We start from the raw sequence: 26,328 nt of genomic DNA, 5'->3' as shown, positions 1-26,328 counted from the left end.
TCCTCTATGCTTGATCTGCTGCAAAACTACCGCCTTCACGCACTTCTTCTAAGCGCACGGACACTGTCTTCGACACTCCGGACTCTTGCATGGTCACACCATACAACACATCTGCGGCTTCCATCGTTCCTTTGCGGTGGGTCACGACGATAAACTGCGTATCATTTTGGAAAGCACTCAAGTAATGACCGAAACGAGAGACATTGGCCTCATCCAATGCTGCTTCCACTTCGTCAAGCACACAAAATGGTACTGGACGAACTTGAATAATGGAAAACAATAACGCAATCGCAGTCAGCGCCCGTTCGCCCCCTGATAGCAAGCTGAGGTTTTGCAATTTCTTGCCCGGTGGTTGGGCTTCAATCTCTATCCCAGTGTTCAATAAATCTTTCGGATCTGTTAAGACTAATTCCGCATGACCGCCGCCAAACATATTAGGAAATACTTGTTTGAATTGCAGACGGATCGCATCGAAGACTTCGCCGAAACGGGTTTTGACTTCTTCATCCATTTCAGACATCGTATCAAACAGCTGTGCTTTGGCCGACAGCAGATCATCTCGCTGGCTCGTCAAGAACAAATGCCGTTGATTGACTTGTTCATATTGTTCGATCGCATTTAAATTGACTGGACCAATTTGTTCGATCGCTTGTTTTAGTTCCTGAATGTCGACTTTGGCTTGATCTGCATCCTCGATTTCAGAAAAATCTTGCGCGGCCTTTTCAAAGGTAAGATTGTATTCTTCTTGCAAATACAACAAGCGATTGTCCATCACCAATTCTGCGCGATTTTTTTCGATCTCAACTTCAGTTTTTTCTGACAGCTTTTCTTTTTGCGTTAAGTTTTCAGCACTCAGGGCTTCGTCTAATGCGCCGATTTCTTGTTGAACCACTTGCCGTTGTTCACGAATCACCGTCAATTCCGCTGTTACCTGCTGCTTGGTTGTTGTGAATACTTCAATTCGCTGAAGAATGTTTTCTTCTGAAAACTCATGATCGCTGACGTTGCTTGTCAAGGCAGCTAACTGCCGTTCTAAGGAGTGCTGACGCGCTTCGTTTTCTTCCAATGCTTGATTCGTAGCGGCAATTTTTTGCTGCAAATGCGCCACTTGTTCTTTTTGAACGGCGAAAGCTGCCTGCAAGCGCGCACTTTCTTGTGCTAAGGTTTGGCGTTTTTCCTCGATCAAGTCTTCTTCGGCATTCATTTGATGAATATCTTGATCGATTTTCGCCAATTGCGCCGCAATATTCTTTTGCTGTTCTTCCAAACTCGTCTTCTTCTCATCATATTCTTCAAAGAAGGCTTGCACTTCGCGATGTTCAAAATCAAACACTTGCTGCTCTTGCTTCAAGCGGCTCAGGTCATTCTCAAGATTTTGTAAGCGGCTTTGCAGCTCATGCTCCGTCATGCGAGCCTGTTCCCCTTGCGTCCGCAATTCTTCTAGTGCTGCTTGTGCTTCTTTGGTCGCTGCTTCAAAATGCTGGACTTGCTTTTCCGTTTTTAAAAGCCGCTCATCCAGTTGCGCCGCTTGTGCCGTCAATTGTTGCAGCTCATTGCTTTGGCTAAACAAACTACCGGCATTTTTCTTCGTTGCGCCACCCGTCATGGAACCGCCAGCATTCATGACATCCCCTTCTAAAGAAACGACCCGATAGCTATAGTTCAATGCCCGTGCTAACGCATTGGCACTTTGCAAGTCTTCGGCAATCAAGATACTGCCTAACAAGTTATCCGTAATGGTTTGGATGTGTTCAGGCGACTGGACCAATTCGCTGGCAACACCGATAAAGCCAGACACTTGCTTAGCTTGATTGCGGGCATAATCTGGCAAATGACGGGCTTTGATGGTCGTCAACGGTAAGAAAGTGGCACGACCGCCGCGATTTTCTTTCAAATACGTGATGGCTGCCCGTGCATCTCGTTCATTTTCAACGACGACATGCTGTGCAGCGGCGCCTAGTGCGGTCTCGATCGCCACGGTATAGTCTTGTGGCACATCGATCAACTCCGCTACTGCGCCAACGATGCCGCTGATCTGTTGTTTGTTTTTCAAAATCAAGCGAACGCCTTGATAAAAACCGCTATAATTTTCTTGAATATCTTGCAGACTGCGCTGTTTCGCACGTACTTGCTGCACTTGACTCATTAACTGATACATTTTCTTTTGTTCTTCATCAAAGCGTTTTTTGTTGGTTTGAGCTTTTTCTTGAAGATGGATATATTGCTTGCGTTGTTCTTCTAAAATCGCCTTAGCCTGCGTTAGCTGTTCTTCCACGATTTGTGCTTCCGTCGTCTTTTCTTTCAACGACGTATTCATTTGCGTCTGCTTGCTCAACGCCGTTTGATTTTTCGCGGCTTCTTGCTGGTATTGACGCTCCAAGTATTTCAATTCGTTTCCGATCGTTGCCTGCTCTTGCATGGCTTCGACATATTGGCTACGCAATTCTTCAATGATTTCTTTTGCTGAACGTTGGTACTTTTCCTGCTCTTGCTGACACGCCAGCATCGCTGCTTCAACTTCCTGCACACTCCGATTCTTTTGTGAAAGCAAGCCGATCAGTTCCGCTTTTTCTTCATTTAAAAGCGTGACCCGTTCCGTAACTTCCTCTAGGGTTTCTTGGTATTCCGCGGAGCTTTTTTGCGTATGTTTTGATCGCTCATCTAAGACTTCTTTTTGCCCTTCGGCTTGCTTCAGTCCTTCGGTGACCTCTAAAAGCTGCTGATTCAAACGCTCCAACGTTTCATCAAAGGCGGTACGTTGTTGCCGCAAAGAATGTAGCGACAGTTCCCCTTGGTTGATCTTTTCGGAAATCTGCGCCAATTCTTGGTTAAAGGTACTCAGTTGAGCTTTGGCTGTCTCCCACGCTTCTTTTGCTTTCGTAATCTCTAAGACCGCATAGGCCACATCAACCGTCGTCAATTTTTCTTTTAACGCTAAAAAGCGATTGGCTGCGTCACTTTGGGCTGCCAAAGGCACCAACTGATCTTCTAGTTCATAAATGATATCTTGTAGACGGCTTAAATTGTCTTCCGTTTCAAACAACTTTTGCTCGGCTTTCTTTTTCCGCTGTTTGTACTTCAATACCCCCGCCGCTTCTTCAAAAATCCCACGACGGTCTTCTGGTTTGCTGCTGAAAATTGCTTCTACCTTGCCTTGGGAAATGATCGAAAATGATTCTTTCCCCAGCCCAGAGTCCATAAATAACTCTTGGATGTCCTTTAAGCGGCAAGCTTGTTTATTTAAGAAAAAGTCGCTTTCGCCGGTTCTTCTCAAGCGGCGAGTCACGCTGATCTCACTGTAATCCATCGGCAAGTAATGATCGCTATTGTCTAAAACGATCGTCACTTCCGCTATATTTAGCGCTCTGCGGGTGTCAGAACCTGCAAAAATAACATCAGGCATTTTGCCACCACGTAGATTTTTGGCAGATTGTTCTCCTAAAACCCAACGAATCGCTTCGGTAATATTGCTCTTGCCGCTGCCATTTGGTCCGACGACTGCAGTCACACGATGTTCGAAATCAATGACTGTTCGGTCGGCAAAGGATTTAAAGCCGGCAATCTCTATTCGTTTTAAATACACTCCGCCAGTCCTCTCTTACTGTTCAAGATCCGCCAAGGCATTCGCCGCGGCGTCCTGTTCTGATAATTTCTTCGATTTTCCTTGTCCTTTTCCGATCAAGGTATCATCGCAATAGACTTCCGTCCAAAAAATCCGTTCATGGGCGGGGCCTGCTTCTTTGATCAAACGATAATTGATGGAAACATCGCCACCACGCTGCAAGACTTCTTGCAAGCGGGTCTTATGATCCATCTCATGGGAAAAAGCACCTGCTTTTACTTTTGGAAAAACAACTTTCGTCAAAAAGCCGCTGACACTTTCCAGTCCTTGATCCAAGTATAACGCACCTAAAAAGGCTTCAAATAGATCACAAAGCAAAGAAGGTCGTTTACGACCGCCAGAGTTTTCTTCCCCTTTGCCTAGACGAATGTATTCATCGAATCGGCAATCTTTGGCAAACATGGATAAACTGTCTTCGCGAACGATTGCCGCCCGTAGCTTCGTCAGCTTACCTTCGGGCAGATCTGGCAATTCACGATACAAATACCGTGAAACGATCAACTCTAAGACAGCATCGCCCAAAAACTCTAAACGTTCGTTATCTGACAAGTGCAAGTTGCGGTGCTCATTCACATAAGATGAATGCGTAAACGCTTGTTCAAGCAGATCTACATCATGGAACACAATATCAAACTTTTCTTTTAGTTCTTTCGTTAATTGTGTATTCATTTGTCACATTCCTTCATTAGTTTATCGACACTTCCCTATTATACTGGTTTTTGCCGAATTATGAAATGTTTCCTCCAAATTCTTGGAAAGACTGTAATAAAAATTTATCTACTTAATCTTCTCCTGTATAAAAAAGCCTGTTTTCCTCAGATACCCGCAAAAAAACAGGAAAAAAAGACGTCCCAGAAAGGACGTCTTTTCATCGATCATTGATTAACGAGATTCAGCTGTAACTGAAATTGTTGCCCAAGGATTGTAATTCACATCATAGGCCCATGTGAAGTCTTTGACACGATTTGATACAGGTAACACCGCACTACGGTAAAGTGTTGGGATAACAAATGCTTCATCAGCAGCATATTCTTGCCATGCATCAAACGCTTCTTTACGTTTTGCTTCGTCAAACGAATCTTTTGAATCGATTGCTTCTAGCAATTTCGTATTTTCTTCTGATTCAAAACGAGTGTAGTTGAACGCAGAGTTAGGTCCATACAAGCCCATTGGTGATGGGTCATAGCCAGTATTCCATGCACCTTGGTAAACATCAATCTCAGGATCATCATTTTCCAATTTGTCATAGAATGCTTGGAAGTCGATCAAGCGACCTGTTGTGTATTGTACATCAAGTCCGATTTCATTCCATTGTTGGATGTAGTAATCTGCTAACGGTTGTGCTGTTTCGCCACCGGACATTGAAGCAAAGTTGATGGTCAATTTCTCACCATTTTTGTCTTCACGCATACCGTCGCCATCGACATCTTTGTAGCCAGCATCATCAAGTAATTGATTTGCTTTGTCGATGTTTAAAGTATAACCTTCAACATCTGTATTGTGTAATGAGCCAAATACTGGTGGGATCAATGTCGTTGCATTTGTGCGCAAGCCATTGTAGAAACGGCTTCCGACAGCATCATTATCTAATGCATACCCCATTGCTTGACGCAATGATTTGTCAGCCATTTTTGAATCAGGATTATATTCTACTTTTCCTTCATCAGCATTCCATTTACCTAATTTGAAACCTAAATAGGTGTAAGCAGTATCTGTTCGGCCTAAGATTTGATAACCATCAGTATCTTTATAAGTAGGATACGTATCTGTCGGCATTGATAAAGCCATATCATATTGTTTTGCGTTCATCGCTTCAACAATAGATGAAGTTGGAACTGCTTTAAATGATAATTTATCTAGTTTTGGCTTATCTCCATAATAGTATTCGTTTGGAACGTACTCTACGGATTCACCAGCTACGATATTTGACATTACATATGGTCCGAAGACGATTGGATTTTTACGAACTTGATCGCTTGATTCCATATCTTTGACTTCGATTCCTTCAAAGGCGTGTTTTGGTAATGCAGAAGCCCAAATACCACCACCTGCTTGCATCATACCAGGGTGAACTTCTTTGTATTCGATTTTAACGACTTTGTCACTTTCTTTGGTGATACCAGAAATAGTATCAGCTTTGCCATCATGGTAATCTTCCATACCAACAATGTTAGTAAAATTACTATCATAACGAATACCAGTATAATCTTTGTTACCAATTACTTCGTAAGTGAAGATGATATCATCTGCCGTAACATCTTCGCCATCAGACCATTTCAGGTTGTCGCGTAAAGTAATTGTTGCTGTGTTGTTGTCTTCATCTAGCTCAAGGTTTGCAGCCCCGCCGTCAACAATTTTGAAATCAGCGTCATTGACGAATAAACTTTCATTACTTGGCAACATAAATTGTGCATCATAGTTATCTTGATAAAATTCTGTTTGGAACAACCCTTGGAATTGCGTATCCATCACTACTGCAACATCCAAAGTACCACCTTCGATTGCCTCTGCATCATTGCTAACTTCGATTGGGAAGTTGCTTACATCTTCCGTATCGTTTGCTGCATTGCCGCCACCAGAAGAATCGGTTCCGCCGCCGTTGCTGCCACAAGCTGCCAATGCTAACACTGACAAAAGAGTGACCATACCAAAAATATTTTTCTTCATCCTGTATCCTCCTTGTTTATCCTAGTCGTTGACGCGCATCCGCTGAACGCTTAAATGCTTGACCAACGTAATTGATACTCAACATCAAGACTAAAATTAGAATTGATGCGGGTAACCAGATCCACTGTCTGTTGACCAGCACATCACCGCTGCTGGCATATCCGATCAGTGTTCCCAAACTTGGAACATTGGTCGGCAGACCAAAACCTAAGAATGTTAGTGTCGTTTCAATACCGATATTCGCTGCAAAGTTCATTGTTAAGTTGGTGATGATCAATGAGCTAAGGTTCGGCATGATTTCGCGGAACATGATGACAAAGTCATTGGTTCCGAGGGTTTTCGATGCACTAACATAGTCGCGACGGCCTTCTGAAAGGGTCTTACTTCGGAAGAGCCTTGCTTTTCCGACCCAGTAAAAGGCACTCATGACCCATATAAAGGTCCAAACGTTATAACGAGGTACGATCGATACGATAACGATAATGATCAACATGATCGGCAAAATCATAACGAAGTCAACAATACGCATCAAAATGTTATCAATGATGCCGCCGTAGTAACCTGAGATGATCCCTAGTCCGACCCCAACGATCGACGTAATGATCGTGATTGAAAAACCAATCAAGATTGAGTTACGCGCACCGATGATCAATTGTCCCCAAACATCACGGCCACCTTCATCCGCCCCTAAAAGGTAGGTGCCGCCGTTTGGCGAAATCGCGCCAGGTACAGCGTATTTATCAAGGATGCTGACACGCATCACTTGTGATTGATCGATAACTGCCGAGCCGATAAACACGAATAATAAAACTGCGACTAACAAAACTAATGAAAAGATCGCCATTTTATCTTTTAAGAATTCGCGAAAAATCATTTTCAATCCCATAGGCGGGATGCTCTCTTGTTTTAGTACTTTTTCTTTCTTTTCAGACACATTTATCCCCTCCTATTACTGGATTCTGATTCTTGGATCGACAATACTCATGATGATATCTGACAGCAGCGTACCGATCAAGGTCGCTAGTCCTAAGATCAATGTCAGTGAAGTGATCACGGCATAGTCCCGTTGGACGATACTATCGATAAACAGTTTTCCGACACCTGGGTAGGCGAAGATTTTCTCAATGACCACAGAACCTGCGATCAATGACGTGATCTCATAGCCCATTTGTGATGCGATCGGCAACGATGCATTCCGGAAAACGTGACGTGAGAAGACTTTGTTCGTTGGTACCCCTTTTGAACGAGCGGTACGAACGAAATCCAATGATTTCGAATCAATGACTTCACTTCGCAAGTATTGGATCGTCACTGCTGTTCCTAATAATGCAGAAGTGATTGCCGGTAATAGTAGGTGATACAAGCGACTCCAAAACTCAGCCATGCCGCTGACCCCCGGTGCAACGGAACCACCCGTTGGGAACCAAGCCAATCGGTAACCGAAGATGAACAATGCGATCAACGCAAAGATAAACAACGGTACGGCGAAACTGAAGAAGTTGTAAACAACGACGACTTTATCAAGCAATGAATTTTGGTAACGTCCTGCCCACATCCCTAAAGGAATGGCAATCACGTAAGTCAAAATGACCGTCAATAAAGATAACCACAATGTATTGCTGATACGTCCTGCTAATAATGTTGAAACAGGCAATTTAAAGATGAAGCTTTGTCCAAAGTCCCCTTTTAAGGCATTTCCGATCCAACGGAAATACTGGATATACCATGGGTCATTCAAACCAGCGGCTTCACGCATCCGCTCAATAACAGCTGGATCTTGGTTTGGATTGATCAAACCAGTAAATGGATCCCCAGGCATTGCTTGTGCGATCAAGAAAATCAAGATACTCAAAATAATGACTTGTGGGATCATCAACAACAAACGACGTAGAATTGTTTTCCACATTATTCAGCACCCCCGTTTTTCAATGCGACTTGGTGCGACTCGGTGATTTTACGCAAGTCATACACTCTGCCAGATTCGTCGTAGTAATCTTTTTGATGGGTCACATATTCCAACTCGACCTTGCGGCGGTTTTCTTTGTGAGCATCGCGATTTTTTACGTCGATTTGAGGAATCGCTGATAATAAACGTTTTGTATAGATGTGACGCGGGTCTTGGTAGATATCTTCCCGAGTCCCGATCTCAACGAAGCGGCCTTTGTACATGATGGCGATATTGTCGCACATATGTTTTACGACCCCTAAGTCATGAGAGATAAATAAGAAACTTAAGCCGAATTCTTGCTGAATCCGTTTCATAAAGTTCAGTACCTGTGCTTGCACGGATAAGTCAAGAGCTGAAACAGGCTCATCGGCGACGATCAGTTTTGGATTGGAAGCTACCGCACGGGCAACCCCTAACCGTTGACGTTGTCCGCCAGAGAATTCATGAGGATATTTGTATAGGGCATCTTCTGGCATCCCAACGATATCCAACAAACTTTTCACACGTGTTTTCTCTTCTTGATCGCTTAAGCGTTCAAAGTTGCGCAATGGTTCTGCGATAATGTCCACCACACGTTTTTTAGGATTCAAGCTAGACATTGAATCTTGGAAAATCATTTGGACATCTTTGTTGTAGTTCATTTTCTTGCGGACAGAACGTTTAGTCACGTCTTGCCCATCATAAATGATTTCGCCGCTAGTGATTTTTTCTAACCCAACGATAGCTTTCCCAGTTGTGGATTTACCAGAACCAGACTCACCAACCAATCCGTAGGTTTTTCCTTTTTCAATGACGAAGTCCACACCATCAACGGCGTACACGTGATCCGTGACGCGGTTGAAGAATCCGCTGCGAATAGGATAGTGGACTTTCAGATCTTTGATTGTAATTAATTCTGTCATCTACACTTCTCCTTCTTCGTCTCTAAAATGAAAATGCTTGTAGCATGTGCAACGGACCAAATGATCAGGTGCTACTTCATGCAAGACTGGGTTTGCTTCGTGGTCGCTTTCAGGGATCCAAGGAATCCGTGCAGCAAACCGACAACCAGTCCGAGGCATATTTTTCAAGGAAGGAACCACCCCTTCGATCACATGCAGTTCACTGTCTTGAGAATTTTCTTGAGGGATCGAGTTAAGCAATGAGCGGGTGTATGGATGTTTCGGATTGGCAAACAACTCTTCGGCTGTTGCGACTTCCACAAACTGTCCCCCATACATTACGGCTACTCGGTCGGCCATCTCTGCTACGACACCTAAATCGTGGGTGATCAAAATGATCCCCGTTTGCGTTTCTTCTTGCAAATCTTTTAGTAGATCAAGGATCTGTGCTTGGATCGTCACGTCCAACGCTGTCGTTGGCTCATCCGCAATGATGATTGGCGGTTTACAAGCAATCGCGATCGCGATGATGACCCGCTGACGCATCCCACCAGACAATTCATGAGGGTATTGACGTCCTACACGTGGCGGATTTGGAATCCCAACTTGTTCTAATAATTCTAATGCTCGTGCCTGGCGCTGTTCGGCATTCATATCTGTATGATAAGACAAACCTTCTTTGATTTGGTCTTCGATCCGCATCAACGGATTCAGTGCAGACAACGGATCTTGGAAAATCATCCCAATATCATTTCCGCGAATTTTGTTGTATAACGTTTCATTTAAGTTTGACAAGTTTAAATCTTTATATAAGATTTCCCCAGTGATTTTCGTGTTGTTTGGGTCATGTAGCCCCATGATCGTTGTAGCCAACGTACTTTTTCCGCAACCAGATTCTCCTACGATTGCTAAGATCTCATTACGATCCAGTGTAAAAGAAATACCATCTACTGCGTCATAGTAATCGTCTTTGATACGAAAACCTGTGTGAAGGTTTTGAACATCTAGTAATTGATTATCTCTGGACAATCGAATACCCCTCTCTACTTTCTAAGATGTCTTGCGTTTTAATGTAAAAAAGAAGGAACATGCATTTCATTTCCAAAAGCTTTCTTAACATTGTATAATATATTCTTAATAATTATATAGAAATGCTAACAATAATGCAAGTCCCAGAAAACTTAATACACTGAATTTTCAGAAAATTTACATTACGCTTCCAACGCCGTCATGTCAGGTTTAACGATCGTTTTTTTGATTTCGATTCTAAAGAAAAGCCGCCCAAATCACAGCGGATCAATTATGAGAAAGAAAGAGCTAAGTCATCTAGGACTTAGCTCTTATGTCTGTCTTAAGCAAGATGGCTTGAAATATAATCAACCGCTCCACCGACTGTTTCGATCTGCTCGGCATCTTCATCAGAAATCTCGGTACCAAATTCATCTTCTAGTTCAAGGACGAATTCCATCACACTGATCGAATCAGCGTTCAAGTCGTCTTTAATGCTCATCGTATCCGTTACGTTCTCTGCGTCAATTTCAAAATGATTGGCGATCACGACCGCAACTTTCTTGAATACTTCATCTCGTGTCAACTGGCTTCACCTCCACGCGTTTGCACAAAACATAGAATGGCTAACAAACATTGTACTGCTTTCTATGCTTTTTGTCTAGATTTTTTTGCAATTTCATTACAATGATTGCATTATGATTGCGTTTCGTCTTTTGCAGCCGGCATTTCTTCAAAGTGGGCGACCAATTGTGCCACGACATCTGTTGCTAGCATCGTATGGATCTGCTTGATGGTGTACGCTACCGCTTCTGGTCCTGTCGCACCATGGGTTTTGATGACTGGTGCTTTCAAACCAAACAATACGGCCCCACCATGTTTCGCATAATCCATTTCATTTTTCACTTTCCGCAATGCATCTTTCAGTAACAATGCGCCTAATTTTCCTTTGGTACCTGAATCAAGAATCGATTGTTTCAACAACGCCATCAAGTTCAAGGCGGTTCCTTCGATCGATTTCAAAACAGCGTTCCCAGTAAAGCCATCTGTCACGACGACGTCAGCTGCACCATCCAGTAATTCCCGGGCTTCGACATTGCCGATAAAGTGGATCGTAGGATCCGCTGACAGCAGTTCAAAGGCTTTTTTCGTTAATTCACTACCTTTGGTTTCTTCCGTTCCGTTATTTAACAAGCCGACCCGTGGTCGATTGATCCCACGAACTTTTTGGGCGTAAAAGGATCCTAAGACGGCATAGTTTGCCAAATGTTCTGGTTTATTGTCGGCATTGGCACCTAGATCCAGCATATCAAAGCCAGCATCTTTGCCGATCACTGGCATTGTGGACATCAATCCTGGACGATCGATTCCTTTGATCCGACCGACGATAAACAAACCAGCCGCTAACAAGGCACCGGTATTTCCAGCTGAAAAAATCGCATCTGCTTCGCCATTTTTCACTGCTTGTGCCGCTAAGACCATTGAAGCGGTTTTTTTCCGTCTGATTGCTTTGACGGGTTCGTCATCACTATTGATTTTTTCATCTGTGTGGATGATAGTGACATTTTTATCATCCGTCATGTATTTTTTGATTTCATTTTCTTTTCCGTAAAGGAGGAATTCAATCTCTGGAAAGTCTTTTTTCGCCAGCATGACTCCTTCTACGATCGCTTTTGGGGCGTTGTCTCCGCCCATTGCATCAACAGCAATCCGCATCTCGCTGCCACTCCCTTCATTTTCCCAATCAGTATAGCATATTCTTTAATCAAAAAATTGTTTGTCTGCTTTTTTTGCTGCCAAATAGTTCGCCAATGCCGAAAATTCTGGCAACAGCTGCCAGCCGTTTTTTTGCCAAAGCTGGGTAGCTTCGACTTGTGCCACTTCTAGAATATGGGCATCCGCGACCAAATCGGCAGCCGCAAACTCTGGCAAGCCAGATTGTCGATTGCCGAAGACTTCTCCTGGCCCCCGCAACTGCAAGTCTTTTTCGCTGACTACAAAGCCGTTGGTGGTTTCTGTCATGATTTTCATTCGTTCGACCCCCGTCTCATTTTTCGGGTTCGCGATCAAAATACAGTAAGAAGCATCGGCGCCGCGTCCTACCCGTCCACGTAATTGGTGGAGCTGGGCTAATCCGAAACGATCAGCATCGATGATCAGCATCACTGTCGCATTGGGAACATTGACCCCTACTTCGATGACCGTCGTGGAAACCAAGATCTGCAGTTGATTTTCTTTGAATGCTTCCATAATAGTGTCTTTTTCTTGATTCTTCATTTTCCCGTGCAGCATCCCTACTTGATAGGTTGGGGAAAAATAACTTTGTAGCTGCTCATAAATCTCCGTGGCATTCTTGACATCCAGCATTTCGGATTCTTCGATCAAAGGACAGATGACATACATCTGATGCCCTTGGGCCAATTCTTTTTGCGCCCACTCTAAGATCGATTCAAACTGCGGTGGCCGGACCCAGCGAGTCTCTACAGGAATCCGTCCTGCCGGCATCTCATCGATCACCGAAACATCCATTTCGCCATAAGCCGTGATCGCTAGCGTACGAGGGATCGGCGTGGCGGTCATAAAGAGTACATCAGGCAGATAGCCTTTTTCCCTTAAGACTTTTCGCTGATTGACCCCGAAACGGTGTTGTTCATCGGTGATGACTAAGCCAAGATGTGCAAAGTCTACCCCTTCTTGGATCAGTGCATGGGTCCCAACGATGATGTCGATCTCCCCAGCTGCTAATTGTTCTAAGATGACCCGCCGTTCTTTTGGTTTGGTCGAGCCTGTTAAAAGAGCGGTGGTCACTTCTAAGGGGTCAAAGAGTTGATTCAAGCTCTCTAGGTGCTGTTGGGCCAAAATCTCAGTCGGCACCATCAGCGCCCCCTGAAAGCCAGCCGTCATCGTAGCATAGAGGGCGATCGCCGCAACGACTGTTTTCCCGCTCCCTACATCTCCTTGCAAGAGCCGCTGCATGTGCTGCGGACTTTTCAGGTCATGGCAGATTTCATTGGTCACGCGCTTTTGCGCATTCGTCAATTCAAAGGGCAGTTTACGAGTAAATTCTTTCAAGCGTTGCACATCATAATCGATCGCCAAGCCGTTTTTCTCGGCTTTTTCGCTTTTCTTCAGTCCTTGGATCTGCATTTGGAACAAAAAGAACTCTTCAAAAATCACCCGACGCTTCGCTTGATGGCTCTCTTGGGGATCTTTGGGAAAATGCATTGCAAACATCGCGGATTTTCGATCCAACAACCGATATTTTTCGATCAATGACAAAGGCAAGATCTCCGTGATCTGATCACCAAAATCAAGGAATGCCTGTTTGATCAGTTCGATCAACACACTTTGACGCACGGCTTTATTGACATGATAAATTGGGGCAAAGTCTTCTGCGCTCTTGCTGCCGAGAATTTTCATTCCCGTCAGTCCTTTACGTTTGGCGTCCCATTTGCCATAGACGGCGATCTCTTCTGAGACCTCTACTTTATCCTTCAAATAAGGCTGATTGAAAAAGGAGACATTAAAGACATCGTGGTCTTGCATCATGCGAAATTGCAACCGACTTTTCTTGTAACCAAAGCGATTGACGACCGGTGGGGAAACGACGATCCCCTTGATCGTTACTTTTTCTTGGTCTTGAATCTCCGCTAATTGCCGTTCTTGAATGTCTTCATAACGAAACGGGTAATACTTTAGCAGGTCTTCGATGGTTTCGATTCCTAAACTCGCCAAGTCTTGGGCGCGTTTTTCTCCGACACCCTTTAATACCGTAAGTGGCTGATTCAGCATAGGTACCCTCCTTTTCCAAAAGTGATTTTGATTCATTGCAGGGGTTCCTGCATTCATAGAAAAAGACGGAGCCAAAAATCATCTACGATTTTTGCCCCCGCCGCCTAATTTGTTTATTCTGCTGAGAAAAGATATGGATAAACCGGCTGATCTCCTTGATGGATCTCTACTTCGATCTCAGGATGCAGTTCAACGATCGCTTCTTCGATTTTCGCTGCTTCTTTGGCTTTGCCTTCTTCACCGATAATGATGGTGACGATCTCAGTATCTTCTGTGATCATTTTTTCTAAGGTAGTCATAGAAGCAGAGAAACGATCAGGAACAGAAACAACGATTTTGCCGTCCACCATTCCTAAGAAGTCGCCTTCTGTGATTTCGATGCCATCAATTGATGTATTACGGATCGCATGGGTCACTGAGCCACTGACAACACTTGCTAAGACATCAGTCATCGCTTGCTGGTTTTCAGCTAGTGTGGATTGCTCGTGGAAGGCTAGCATCGCCGTCATCCCTTGAGAGATCGTCCGTGTTTCAACAACCGCTACTGGAATCTCGGAAACTTCCGCTGCTTGCTGCGCAGCCATAAAGATATTTTTGTTGTTCGGTAATACGATCACTTGATCAGCATTGACTTCATTGATTGCCACCAAAATGTCTTCTGTACTTGGGTTCATCGTTTGGCCACCACTGATGACATAAGAAGCGCCTAGGCTAGTAAACAATTCTTTCAAGCCTTCGCCAGCCGCGATCGCGATGATCGCAAATGGTGTCCGCGGACGTTTTACTGGTGCAGTTTTTGCTTCTTGCTGATCGTGTTCCAAGATCGTTTCATGCTGAAGACGCATGTTATCGACTTTGATTTTCACCAACGAACCGAATTTTTGACCATAATTCATAACTTCGCCGGGATGTTCCGTATGGACATGGACTTTGATGATCTCATCGTCATTGACCACTAATAAGGAATCCCCTAACTCGTTTAAGTAATTACGGAATGTTTCATAATCAAATTCACTATCTACAGTCGGACCTTCACCGATCTTCACCATGATTTCTGTACAGTAACCAAAGGTGATGTCTTCTGTCGCTAAGTGCCCTTGAACGCTGCGATGATGTTCGGCATTGACCATTTCGTCCATAGCCGCTGGGGAAGGTTCGAAGATTTCATCGGCTGGGTATTCCCCAGTCAATGCATTTAAGAAGCCTTCATAGATAAACAACAATCCTTGACCGCCGCTATCTACCACGCCGACTTCTTTTAAGACGGGCAATAGATCAGGGGTTTTCGCCAATGAACGTTTTGCGCCGTGAACCACGGCTTTCATCACTTCGATACAATCATCGGTAGTTTGTGCTTTTTTCTCGCCATATTCAGCTGAGATGCGTGCCACAGTCAAGATGGTTCCTTCCACAGGTTTCATGACTGCTTTATAGGCGGTTTCTACTCCATGAGTAAAGGCTTGAGCCAATTCTGGTGCAGTGAGTGTTTCTGCGGTCGGGATAGCTTTAGAAAAACCGCGGAATAATTGAGACAAAATGACGCCGGAATTCCCACGTGCGCCCATCAATAGTCCTTTTGAAAGTGTAGCGGCAAGATCGCCGACGTTTTCTGAAGTCGCATCTGCGACAGCTTTTGCTCCACTGGTCATGGATAGATTCATGTTTGTCCCGGTGTCTCCATCTGGAACAGGAAACACATTCAATGAGTTGACAAACTCTGCATTAACTTGTAGACGAGCCGCGCCTGCCTGCACCATTTCTTGAAACTGACTTGCGCTGATATTCGTTACCTTCACTTAGATAGTCCTCCTTAAAATCATCCGCCATGAACGGATCCCTTGCCTAATCTGGCAGTACACGTACGCCTTGAACAAATACATTTACCGAGTTCGCAGATACACCTAGCATCGTTTCTAAGTTGTATTTCACTTTTTCCTGCACGTTGCGGGAAACTTCGGAAATTTTTGTTCCATAGCTAACAATCGTGTATACATCCACTGCAATGCCGTTTTCTTCTTGGCGGACAACGACACCGCGAGAATAATTTTCTTTTCGTAAAATTTCATTGATGTTATCTTTGATTTGTTTCTTGCTAGCCATACCAACAATGCCGAACACATCTGTTGCTGCGCCTCCGACCACTGTTGCAATGACTTCATTGCTGATTTCAATAATACCTGATGAGGTTTGAATTTTTACAGCCATTTTATAGCCTCCTTCAATGGGCATGACCCATCTTTCTTCTTACATATTTTATCATAGCTGTACCGCAAATAAAAGGATGAGACATATGAAAAGGGGCTTTCTGACCAAACGTCTTGCATTTCGACCTTGTTTAATTTACAATGTTTACTGGGAAAAGTCAATGTTTCTTGAAAATTACTCTTGCTTTTTTCACCTTTCTGTGATAAATTCAGATGGTATGAGCTGAAATAGCGCTCCAACATCAAGGCAAAGGAGGAAATAACCACATGGCTAAAGTTTGTTACTTTACTGGACGTAAAACTGCAAGTGGAAACAATCGTTCTCACGCAATGAATGCGACAAAACGTACTGTGAAACCTAACTTGCAAAAAGTTCGCGTTATGATTGACGGAAAACCTAAAAAAGTTTGGGTGTCAACTCGTGCTTTGAAATCTGGAAAAGTTGAGCGCGTATAATTAGACCTTTTCGGCCGTTCGTTTTGAACGGCTTTTTTTGTACCCTTTTTTCTTTGGTGCGCTTTCACTTAGGTTTTCATTAAAGAAAATAGGTCTTTGTTTTTTTAATCGATTCACCTGTGGTAAACTAAGAAAAAATTGATAAAGAACAGGTGACTTCTTGTGACGAAAATAAAAACATTTGCCAAACAACATTGGCCTTATATGCTTGCTAGTTTCTTCTTGCCGTTTCTTATCATGGCAGTGATCTATTTGACCATCGGCATCTACCCCGGCAGCAGCCGCAGTGTCTTAGCCAGTGATGCCTTTTCGCAATTCTCAAACTTTCATGCCAGCTTTCGCAATATGCTCTTAGGCAAACAAAGTATCTTTTATACATGGAACGCCTCTTTAGGCTTAAATTATCTGGCATTGATCTCCTATTATTTAGGGGGAATCTTCACTCCCCTCGTCTTATTTTTCCCAAATCAGCTGATGCCAGATGCGCTGTATTTTTTAACCTTGATCAAAATCGGCAGTGCAGGATTGGCGTTTTGGTTCTATGCCAGCCAAACCTTTAAGATCCAACGTTGGCAGCATGTGACCTTAGCCGTCTGCTATGCCTTGATGTCCTTCATCACCGCCCATTCGGAACTGATCATGTGGCTTGATGCCATGATCTATCTACCGCTAGTGATTTTAGGTATTGACCGGTTAGTGAAAAAGAAAAAACCAGTCGTGTTATTTATCAGTTATCTGCTGTTATTTTTATCCAGTTTTTACATGGGCTTTATGATCGGTCTCTTTTCCGTGATGTATTTCTTGGTTCAATTGGGTCGCAACTGGAAGCAAGCTCGCGGGGCGATCATTCCTTACGGCATCACCTCTTTGCTAGCTGGCGGCGCCTCAATGGTGATCATCTTACCTGCCTTATTAGATTTGCGGTCGAACGGGGAAGAATTGACGACGATTTCTTCCTTTAAAACCGAAGCCACCGATGTCTTTGATCTCGTGATGAAAAACATGATCGGTGTTTACGATACGACAAAATACGGCTCCATTCCCTTCATCTATATCGGCTTATTGCCGTTGCTGTTGTGTATTTTATATTTTGTTTCGAAGAAAATCCGCTTGAAAGATAAATTCTTATACGCTGGCATGTTTGCTGTTTTGATCGCCAGTTTTTATATCGTGCCGATGAATCTTTTTTGGCACGGGATGCATGCCCCAAATATGTTCCTTTTCCGTTATGCCTATTTGTTCTCCTTCTTAGTGATCATGCTGGCGGGATACGGATGGGAGCAGCTGCAGCAAAAAGATCGCGGATTGTTTCTCATTATTGGTCTTTCTACGATCGTGGTATTTGCCCTCTCCTACGCATTGAAAGGAGCCGGAACCTATGAATATGTTTCCGCTACTTCTTTTGCGCTAACGATCGTATTCTTTGTTCTTTACTTGTTATGTATTGGGTTCGGGCAATTAGGTCTTTTAACACAAAAACGAGTGACGATCTTGATGCTGATCTTCGTCTGCGGAGAAATGGCCGTCAATACCAGCGGCATGGTTCGCGGAATTTTGAATGATTGGAACTATGCTTCTCGTAGTTTGTATACAGAACCTTATCCGGACATCAAAAAACTAGTCACTCAAGCCAACGAAGACAATGATACCTTTTTTCGATTAGAAAACCTTGATCCTGTTTCTTCCAACGATAGTATCAATTATGGTTACAGCGGGGTCAGCATGTTTTCTTCAATTCGTAACCGCAATTCCTCAAGCTACTTGGATAAGCTGGGCTTTCGGTCTCGCGGCACCAATTTAAATATCCGCTATCCGAATAATACCTTGCTGATGGATGCTTTTACAGGAATCAAATACAATATCTCCAAGCCAAATCTCACCAAATACGGCTTTCAACGAGTCGGAGAATCTGGTGAATACAAGCTCTATGAAAATCAAAATGCGTTACCGCTAGGTTTCTTGGCTGAACCGACCATCGAATCGATTGAACAGCCGCAAAACGACAACTTGACGAGCCAGAAAAATCTTTTCAATGGCTTGGCCGATTTAAATTTAGAGTATTTTGCCTTTCAGCCGATCACGGTGATCCATAGTAAAAATACAAATATCACCAATGACGGCATGTATATGAAATTTACTGAGCAAGAAAGCAATGTCGCAAAAGAAGTGACTTGGCAAGTGGAGGTTCCGGCGAACTCGCAAGCGTACTTGAGTCTCTTCCCTGCCAACTTCGGAGAATTGGAAAGCTCATCTGCCACCGTGACAGTCAACGGTCAGCAGCGAGAAACGCAAATCAGTATCAACGGTCAATACTACGACTTAGGACATTATGAGACCGATACGACGGTTCAATTCACCGTCAGCTTCTACGGAACGCCTGAAATCTCATTCCAAAACCCGCAAGTCGTGACCTTGGATACCAACGCCTACCAACAAGCAATTGATGCGATCCAAGAACGAGGGGTCGCTATGACTGTCGGCAAACGCAGTGCCAAAGCCGACATCACGACTGAAAAAGAGCAGCAGCTTGTAACAACCATCCCTTATGACAAGGGCTGGACTGCTACGCTTGACGGCAAAGAAGTCCCAATCACGGCCTTTCAAGATGGCTTTATCAGTGTGACGATCCCAAGTGGCACCCATCACTTGGAACTCTCCTTCTTACCGCAAGGCTTTGTTATCGGTGTTTGCTTGTTCTTTGGCTGCATCGCATTGTTTATCTTGTTTGCTTGGTTTTACCAGAAACAAGTAGCCAAAAAGCAAGTCTTGGACAACCAACGCCAACTCATGGATCAACCACCAGAAACCTAATCGAAAAAGAACCAACTCGTCTTTTTGAGGCGATCCCCTTAAGTTAGAGCAAAAGCTGACTTATGGGTGTCTCTCAATGATCGGTGAGTTTGGTTCTTTTTTGTGCTCAGGTTCCGCAGTTGTTCGCTCTAGTGGTCTTAGCATCCATTACCCGCTAGATCCCCTTCGATTCGGGGAGCAATGCCTAGCCCGTTAGCCCTTAGAGCGTTTAGCGAAACATAAGATAACTGTTGGGTTCTTCCGCATTTTTCTTGATGGAGTGCAACGATCGCTCCCATAATTTAACCATTTTGGTTTGTTTTAAGACGCGAAAGATCGAAAGCCCTTGATCGATTTTCAACAGTCCTTTTTCTTGATCGCCATAAATATACCAGTACCATCCTTGATAGCAAAGAAGATGCGTACTGTTTAGCATGTCTCCGCGATCTGCCAATAATTCCTCTGCAATGGTCAACACCTCTTTTGCCCACTCCAGGCGGCGAAAATTGACAAACGTCGTAAAACAACTAAAAATCAAATCCATTTGAATTTCTCGCATCAAGGACAAACCTAGTTCTTTTTTTGTGCGAGAGATAGCGATCTGCAGTAAGTGATAGGAGGTTTCGACAGGAAATAAGAATTGAAAATAACGAAAAAGCAAAATCTCATAAACGCCCCAGTTGTCTACTTTCGTAAGGTAGGAAATGACGGGGCGAGTTTTGGTGCGTAGCTTTTCCATATAGTCACCAGAAGAGTGATTGAGTTTAGGACCTGAGAGATTGATTTCATGTATCTCCTTTGTGATCTCAAGGTACAGAAAAACAAAAGAATGCTGTTTGGAAGCGGCGATCAGTTCGCTACGCATTTCCTCCAGCCCTTCTTTGCTTCTCTGGGCGTGGGCGTTACTCAAATAAGCTTCTTTGTTGATCCCTAAAATTCGATCCAGTAAATCCATAAATTCGCTCGTCATATAGCTGGGAAAGCTCATCAGGTTGTCGTGCCCTTTTACGCCCTTTTGCTGCGCACGCAAATAATAAAACTCCTCCACTGTGACATGGATATTTTCTAATAAGCGTTCCAATCGATGAATACTGATACTTGAAGCACCTTGCTCAAATTTACTGATAAACGAGCGACTGTTTTGTTCATCCGCCACTTGAGCGATCGTATAGCCGCGCTCTTTGCGCAATTGTCGGTACAGTTTTCCTTCTTCCATAACCATCCTCCTCACAACGATCGGTCTACAAACGCCAAACCAATCCCACTTCACGAATGAAGCTCCGCAATTAAATTTTCCTGTTCTAGATTCAAGTTTAGATTCAAACCTATAAAATGTTGAGGAGCAAAATCTGCGGCACCTTATTTACATGCCACTCTTTTAACTGCTAATCACTCATGACAGTAACCTCTGGTATGCTCCTGGTACATTTAAATTCCACTATAGTGGATTATTTTCTTCTCTTAGTATAAAGTATCCTATACTGATTTTACAACGTAGAACGTGAAAGGATGATTTCGATGAAAGAATATCAACAAAACAACGGCTATCGTGCCTTAGTCAACGCCGCCTTACTCAGCGGTATCGGCATGAGTTTATTTAATATCGTCTTTGTAGTTTATGCCAGTACTTTACCCTTTAATGCCCTTGCTGTTTCCTTAGCCTCCATGGCACTGCTGATCCCTGATCTCTTACGGATCCTGACCGGCTATCTAGCCGATCGTACCAAAAACAAAGTGCAATGGATGATCAGCAGTCGACTATTACAAGGAGTCCTTTTTGTGGCACTCGCTTTTTTGATCCAACTGCCGCCTAGTTTATGGTCTTTCTTCCTTTTGCTAGGCATCAACATTGTATCTGATTGTTTGGGCGCTTATTGTTCTGGGTTACAGCTGCCCTATGTTCGCCGTCTTGTGCCTGCTGATACCTTAGACAGTGCCATGGGCTTTCAAATGGCGTGTCAAACCACCGTTCAAATCGTCTTTCAAGGCATCGGTGCTTGGGGGATCATTTTACTGAATAATAACTTTGCGGCTTTTGGTTTGATCAATGCCGTGACGTTTTTCTTAGCCGCGATCGTGATCTTCCTGAACCGCTCGCTCTTCTATGCGGTGCCAGGGAAAATCAATCAAGCAGCAACACCACTCTTTCAGAATTTCTCGGATACTTTTAAATTATTGACTGGTACGGCTTTTCTTAAAAAGATGATCCTCTTTGCCTTACTGATCAATACCTTAGCTGCTAGTACGAGCGGTCTACTAAATCTCCAGCTGTTGGATGACCTTGCGCTTTGGTTTGCCACTTATGGCAACACCGTTGCGATGGCAGGCATCGCTACTTCGATCGGTATGGTCGCTGGCGCCTTGTTTGCTGCCGACTGGTTCAAGAATACCGGTCTGGTTCGCTTGATTGCGTATACCTCTTTCGTTTTATGTCTGTTGACCTTGAATTTTCTCTTCCTGCATAACCGTTGGCTCATGATTGCGCTGCTCTTTGCTGAAGGCTATCTGATTGGAAAAATCAATCCTCGTTTTTCGGCACATCTGATTCGTGAGATTGATGAAGAACATCTCGCCATCAGCAGCGGGATCTTTTCCACCATTGTGATGCTAGGGGGACCTGTCGGACAAATGGTCTTTTTAGGCATCGGCAATCGCTATCACGTTGCTTGGAGCTGGCTGCTTTACTTGCTTTTCGCATTTTTGGTAGCCATCGCCGCCTTAGTCGCTGCCGGTACCTTGGAAAAAACACCCACCACTGCTGCGCCTAAAAACGCGACGGAAAGGACTGAAGATTGGCAAGAAACCACCTCTGTTTTGCCTGAGAAAAAATAAAAACACAAGCTTTCGCTATCTCTTGTTGTGTAAGAGCAGCGAAGCTTGTGTTTTTCCTTATTCATAAGCAACATGAACCAAATACAATCCTTCTGGATGAGCCGTGGGACCTGCCGCATTTCGGTCTTTTTGCGCAATGATTGCAGGAATGCTGTCAGGTGCGATCCGTCCATTGCCGATTTTCAGCAATGTGCCCACCATGATCCGGATCATCTTGTACAAAAATCCATCGCCGCGAAAGGTAAAAATCAACTCATCTCCAGCGTCATTGACCGCCATGGACGCCTCATGGATCGTCCGCGTCTTGTCATCGACTGAACTGCCCGTCGCACAAAAACTGGTAAAGTCATGGGTGCCTAAAAAATCTGGCAACGCTCGTTGGATTTTTTCCAAATCTAGCGGATACGGATAATAGCTGGCATAATGGCGGCGGAAAGGACTGCGGGGTTTCCCAATGTCTACCCGAAACTGGTAGGTTTTTTCAATGACTAAGTAGCGGGCATGGAAGGTATCGTCAACGATCTCCACCGATTTTACCGCAACATCTTCTGGCGTTTGGGTATCTAATCCAAAGCGCATTTTTTCCAGTGGACGCTTTTGAGGGAAATCGAAGTGGATCACTTGCCCTTGCGCATGGACCCCCGCATCGGTGCGGCCAGAGCCATGAATCTGGATCGGTTGCCCATTGTTCATCTTCGTTAATGTCTTTTCAATCTCTTCTTGAACCGTTCGTCCATTGGGTTGACGCTGAAATCCTTGAAAATTCGTACCATCATAAGCGATCGTCGCTTTATAGCGGACCATTGAATCACCTGTTTCTTTCTATTTTTTTCAAAAAAAGGCCTATGAGAAAAGTCTGATCGATCGACAGGCCTTTTCGAACCAGCCGCTGGGATTGCCAGCAGTCTCGTTGCTTCGTTAAGAACCTTTCGTGGGTTGACTTCAATCATAGGTCTTCGTTTATCCTCTTAAGAACACTAATGCTACTGTAAAGAGCGCAAAAACGATGACAACCAATGTGTCCCGTTGATGCCAGTGCAAAATACGATACTTGGTACGCCCTTCGCCGCCTTGATAGCCTCTGGCTTCCATAGCGGTAGCTAGATCTTCCGCACGGTTAAAGCTGCTGACAAATAAAGGAATCAATAAAGGAACGATCGCCTTCATCTTCTGCAACAGTCCCCCTTCGCCGAAATCGACCCCGCGGGCACGCTGAGCATTCATAATTTTTTCTGTTTCATCCATCAAGGTTGGTACAAAGCGCAACGCAATCGACAGCATCAGTGAGATTTCATGGACAGGGAAACGGATCGCTTTTAAAGGACGCAAAATGTATTCGATCGCATCTGAAAGCTCTAATGGGGGCGTCGTTAACGTCAACAGAGTCGACATGAAAATGATCAAAACAAAACGACAAAAAATAAAGATCCCATTTTGGACACCAAATTCTGTGATATTAAAGATCCACCAAGACCAATAGACGTCACCGCCGGTAGTAAATAAAATCTGTAACGCCACGGTAAACAAAATCAGCCAAATCAAAGGACGTACGCCGCGAATAAAGAAGCCAAAATCAATTTTTGAAAAAGAGATACAAAAAAGCGTAAAAGCCCCCGCTAATAAATAGCTTTGCCAATTATTCGCCAAAAAGATAATCGCGATAAAATAAAAACTAGCAATCAATTTGACCCGTGGATCTAAACGGTGGATCAAGGAGTCCCCGGGAATAAAACGACCGAAAATCAGTTTATTCATCATGGGCAGTCGCCCCCTTTGCTACTAAAACATCTGCCAGTTCATCAGCCGTTAGCGGCAACTGCTCAAATGCCAATCCTCTGGCTTGTAGTTGCTCCGCAAATGCGGTTGCTGTCGGTACCCCCAACTGCTTTTCTTGCAGCCAAGCAGTGTCTTGAAACACAACGGACGGCGTGCCGGCTTTGACGAGACGTCCCTTTTCTAACACATAGACATAATCAGCATAGTTCGCCACATCATCCATCAAGTGGGTCACTAAAATGATCGTCATGTTCTTTTCCCGATGCAGGCGATCAAACATTTCCATCATCTCTTTGCGTCCTTGTGGATCTAAGCCAGCTGTCGGCTCATCTAAGACCAAAACTTCTGGTTCCATAGCTAAGACTCCAGCAATCGCTACACGGCGCATTTGGCCCCCTGAAAGGTCAAATGGTGAACGTTCAAGAAAACTTTCATCTAAACCTACCAATTGAATGTATTCTTGGGCTAAACCTTTGGCTTCTTCTTCGGAGATGCCAAAGTTTTTCGGTCCAAAAGCGATATCTCTCGCAACGGTTTCTTCAAATAATTGGGATTCAGGAAATTGAAAAACGATCCCGACTTTTTTACGTAACGGTTTTAGATTTTTGTTGTCTGACTCGGGTTTGATGACTCGCTCACCGATCGTGACCGTTCCAGTCGTTGGTTTTAATAATGCATTCAAGTGCTGCAGCAACGTAGATTTTCCGCTACCCGTATGACCGACTAAGGCGGTATAAGAGCCTTCTTTGATCTCTAAATCGATATCGAACAAAACCCGTTGTTCAAACGGAGAATGCGGTTGGTAGGTGAATCCTACTTGTTCAAAACGGATGTCCATAGCCAATCCACCATCCCTTCTTCAGTTAAGTACGCTTGCGGTACCGTGACGCCCCGCTGTTTTAGTGCCGCCTTTAATTTTTCAGGAAACGGCAGATCTAAGCCTAGCTCAATCAGTTCCGGACCTGCAGAAAAAATCTCTGCTGGTGTCCCTTCGCGGACGAGCTCTCCTTGACGCATCACCAGCACCCGATTGGCGTTAGCTGCTTCATCAATATCATGGGTGATCGATAGCACGGTCAAATTGTTTTTCTCTTTGATTTTTTTGATCGTTGCGATCACTTCTTCACGGCCTTCTGGATCTAGCATACTAGTGGCTTCATCAAGAATGATGATATCCGGGCGCAGTGCAACGACACCGGCAATGGCTACCCGTTGTTTTTGACCACCAGAAAGGCGCGCGGGTTCCCGCGTCGCAAACTCGCTCATCCGTACTTGTTCCAGAGCGTCTTTGACACGAACCAGCATTTCTTCTCGCGGGATTCCTTGATTTTCTAAACCGAAAGCCACATCATCTTCCACCGTCGAACCAACGAATTGATTGTCAGGGTTTTGAAAGACCATACCGACCATTTTTCGAATATTCCAGATATTTTCTTCATTCAAAGGCAATTCGCCGACAGAAACACTGCCTTCTTGCGGCAAGATCAAGCCATTGATGGTTTTTGCTAAAGTTGATTTTCCAGAGCCGTTATGGCCGATCAACGCCACCCATTCCCCTTTGTTGATGGAAAAGGATACGTTATTTAACGCGGCACGCTCTTCTTCGCTATAACGCACAGTAATAGCATTCAATTCAATGATTGGCTTCATGATAGACTCCTTCATTTGCGATTAATTCTTTCTAACACTACCAAAAAAGCGCACGTTTTTCAATGATTCGCGCACGATTTGTCTCCAGATCTTTTTTTCACTTGCCATCACCTGTCTTGACAGGTAATCGAAAGTAAAAAAAAAGCACTTTATGATGAGTGCGTACACCTCGAAATACATCGAGGTGTAGGCGCTGAGCTAGACTCGGAAAGTTTCTTCCAACATCATAACACTCTTAGTAAACATCTATAAAGTGATGATAAGTGTGATTTTAAACAAGTTCTAGGATAACCATTGGTGCAGCATCTCCGCGTCTTGGTTCTGTTTTCAAGATACGAGTATATCCACCTTGGCGATCTGTGTAACGAGGAGCGATATCATTGAATAATTTTTGTAATGCTGATTCAATAACTACTTCTTCGTTTTCTTCACGTACACTTGCAACTTCATTACGAACGAATGCTGCTGCTTGACGACGTGCATGCAAATCACCACGTTTACCTAAAGTGATCATTTTTTCTGCAGTTGAACGAACTTCTTTCGCACGAGCTTCAGTCGTAACGATACGTTCGTTAATGAATAAATCAGTTGTCAAATCACGCAACATCGCTTTACGTTGGCTAGATGTGCGTCCTAGTTTACGATAACTCACGTGGTTTCCCTCCTTCACTTTCGAATGTTGTATCGGTCAGACGAACCGAA

The 26,328-nt window shown here is 44.0% G+C and carries 21 protein-coding genes; 3 read left to right on the top strand and 18 right to left on the bottom strand.

Annotated features, from left to right (window positions below; genetic code table 11):
* Positions 1-4: 4 nt before the first annotated feature.
* The 12 genes from smc to IGI94_RS01470 form a co-directional block, all read right to left on the bottom strand.
* Complete coding sequence (gene smc, locus IGI94_RS01525) at positions 5-3,583, bottom strand: chromosome segregation protein SMC (RefSeq protein WP_438899341.1); 3,579 nt, start codon at positions 3,581-3,583, stop codon at positions 5-7.
* Between the two features lie 15 nt (positions 3,584-3,598).
* A complete protein-coding gene (rnc, locus tag IGI94_RS01520) occupies positions 3,599-4,291 on the bottom strand; it encodes a ribonuclease III (RefSeq protein ID WP_005227136.1) in 693 nt (230 codons plus the stop codon).
* A 213-nt stretch (positions 4,292-4,504) separates the two neighbouring features.
* Entirely contained in the window at positions 4,505-6,289 is a 1,785-nt protein-coding gene (locus IGI94_RS01515) for an oligopeptide ABC transporter substrate-binding protein (RefSeq protein WP_008376345.1), read from the bottom strand.
* 16 nt (positions 6,290-6,305) lie between these two features.
* Positions 6,306-7,175, bottom strand: coding sequence for an ABC transporter permease (locus IGI94_RS01510; protein ID WP_153883525.1), 870 nt, complete (start codon positions 7,173-7,175; stop codon positions 6,306-6,308).
* A 63-nt stretch (positions 7,176-7,238) separates the two neighbouring features.
* A complete protein-coding gene (gene opp4B, locus IGI94_RS01505) occupies positions 7,239-8,195 on the bottom strand; it encodes an oligopeptide ABC transporter permease (protein ID WP_438899340.1) in 957 nt (318 codons plus the stop codon).
* Complete coding sequence (locus IGI94_RS01500) at positions 8,195-9,139, bottom strand: ABC transporter ATP-binding protein (RefSeq protein ID WP_005232492.1); 945 nt, start codon at positions 9,137-9,139, stop codon at positions 8,195-8,197. The genes opp4B and IGI94_RS01500 overlap by 1 nt, the downstream gene beginning before the upstream one ends.
* Entirely contained in the window at positions 9,140-10,147 is a 1,008-nt protein-coding gene (locus IGI94_RS01495) for an ABC transporter ATP-binding protein (RefSeq protein WP_060791587.1), read from the bottom strand. It abuts the gene before it with no gap.
* A 322-nt stretch (positions 10,148-10,469) separates the two neighbouring features.
* A complete protein-coding gene (gene acpP, locus IGI94_RS01490) occupies positions 10,470-10,712 on the bottom strand; it encodes an acyl carrier protein (RefSeq protein ID WP_005227129.1) in 243 nt (80 codons plus the stop codon).
* 110 nt (positions 10,713-10,822) lie between these two features.
* Complete coding sequence (gene plsX, locus IGI94_RS01485) at positions 10,823-11,842, bottom strand: phosphate acyltransferase PlsX (protein ID WP_005232496.1); 1,020 nt, start codon at positions 11,840-11,842, stop codon at positions 10,823-10,825.
* A gap of 45 nt (positions 11,843-11,887) precedes the next feature.
* Positions 11,888-13,954 carry an ATP-dependent DNA helicase RecG gene (gene recG / locus IGI94_RS01480; protein WP_265590359.1) on the bottom strand — a complete coding sequence of 689 codons (2,067 nt, stop codon included), beginning with the start codon at positions 13,952-13,954 and terminating at the stop codon, positions 11,888-11,890.
* 77 nt (positions 13,955-14,031) lie between these two features.
* Complete coding sequence (locus IGI94_RS01475) at positions 14,032-15,714, bottom strand: DAK2 domain-containing protein (protein WP_005232500.1); 1,683 nt, start codon at positions 15,712-15,714, stop codon at positions 14,032-14,034.
* Positions 15,715-15,760: 46 nt separating this feature from the next.
* Positions 15,761-16,123 carry an Asp23/Gls24 family envelope stress response protein gene (locus tag IGI94_RS01470; RefSeq protein WP_005227125.1) on the bottom strand — a complete coding sequence of 121 codons (363 nt, stop codon included), beginning with the start codon at positions 16,121-16,123 and terminating at the stop codon, positions 15,761-15,763.
* Positions 16,124-16,389: 266 nt separating this feature from the next.
* Here IGI94_RS01470 and rpmB point away from each other — a divergent pair, with 266 nt between their 5' ends.
* Together rpmB and IGI94_RS01460 are read left to right on the top strand one after the other, a co-directional pair.
* Positions 16,390-16,578, top strand: a complete 189-nt coding sequence (rpmB, locus tag IGI94_RS01465; RefSeq protein WP_005232504.1) for a 50S ribosomal protein L28 — start codon at positions 16,390-16,392, stop codon at positions 16,576-16,578.
* A 162-nt stretch (positions 16,579-16,740) separates the two neighbouring features.
* On the top strand, positions 16,741-19,389 hold the full coding sequence (locus IGI94_RS01460) for a YfhO family protein (protein ID WP_438899339.1): 2,649 nt from the start codon (positions 16,741-16,743) through the stop codon (positions 19,387-19,389).
* Positions 19,390-19,597: 208 nt separating this feature from the next.
* Here IGI94_RS01460 and IGI94_RS01455 read toward each other — a convergent pair whose 3' ends face one another.
* Positions 19,598-20,584, bottom strand: coding sequence for a helix-turn-helix domain-containing protein (locus IGI94_RS01455; protein ID WP_438899338.1), 987 nt, complete (start codon positions 20,582-20,584; stop codon positions 19,598-19,600).
* A 302-nt stretch (positions 20,585-20,886) separates the two neighbouring features.
* On the opposite strand from IGI94_RS01455, the gene IGI94_RS01450 reads away from it, so the two are divergent.
* On the top strand, positions 20,887-22,200 hold the full coding sequence (locus IGI94_RS01450) for an MFS transporter (protein ID WP_438899337.1): 1,314 nt from the start codon (positions 20,887-20,889) through the stop codon (positions 22,198-22,200).
* Between the two features lie 57 nt (positions 22,201-22,257).
* On the opposite strand, the gene truA is transcribed toward IGI94_RS01450, so the two are convergent.
* The 5 genes from truA to rplQ all read right to left on the bottom strand — a co-directional run bounded on the left by truA (position 22,258) and on the right by rplQ (position 26,278).
* The gene (gene truA / locus IGI94_RS01445; RefSeq protein ID WP_008376361.1) at positions 22,258-23,004 is read right to left on the bottom strand and encodes a tRNA pseudouridine(38-40) synthase TruA; all 747 of its coding nucleotides are present in this window, start codon (positions 23,002-23,004) and stop codon (positions 22,258-22,260) included.
* A gap of 156 nt (positions 23,005-23,160) precedes the next feature.
* A complete protein-coding gene (locus IGI94_RS01440; protein WP_005227113.1) occupies positions 23,161-23,958 on the bottom strand; it encodes an energy-coupling factor transporter transmembrane component T family protein in 798 nt (265 codons plus the stop codon).
* Positions 23,948-24,814: an energy-coupling factor ABC transporter ATP-binding protein gene (locus IGI94_RS01435; protein WP_008376364.1), complete on the bottom strand. Its 867-nt coding sequence runs from the start codon at positions 24,812-24,814 to the stop codon at positions 23,948-23,950. Before IGI94_RS01435 ends, IGI94_RS01440 begins: the two co-directional genes overlap by 11 nt.
* Positions 24,790-25,626, bottom strand: coding sequence for an energy-coupling factor ABC transporter ATP-binding protein (locus IGI94_RS01430; RefSeq protein WP_005227109.1), 837 nt, complete (start codon positions 25,624-25,626; stop codon positions 24,790-24,792). Before IGI94_RS01430 ends, IGI94_RS01435 begins: the two co-directional genes overlap by 25 nt.
* A 271-nt stretch (positions 25,627-25,897) precedes the next feature.
* A complete protein-coding gene (gene rplQ / locus IGI94_RS01425) occupies positions 25,898-26,278 on the bottom strand; it encodes a 50S ribosomal protein L17 (protein WP_003128038.1) in 381 nt (126 codons plus the stop codon).
* Between the last annotated feature and the right edge of the window lie 50 nt (positions 26,279-26,328).

This window comes from Enterococcus sp. AZ149, from assembly GCF_051714285.1.
Taxonomy (GTDB): domain Bacteria; phylum Bacillota; class Bacilli; order Lactobacillales; family Enterococcaceae; genus Enterococcus_D; species Enterococcus_D entomosocium.
The sequence above is the reverse complement of the archived record's forward strand: the minus strand, read 5'-3'. Positions and strand labels throughout refer to the sequence as shown.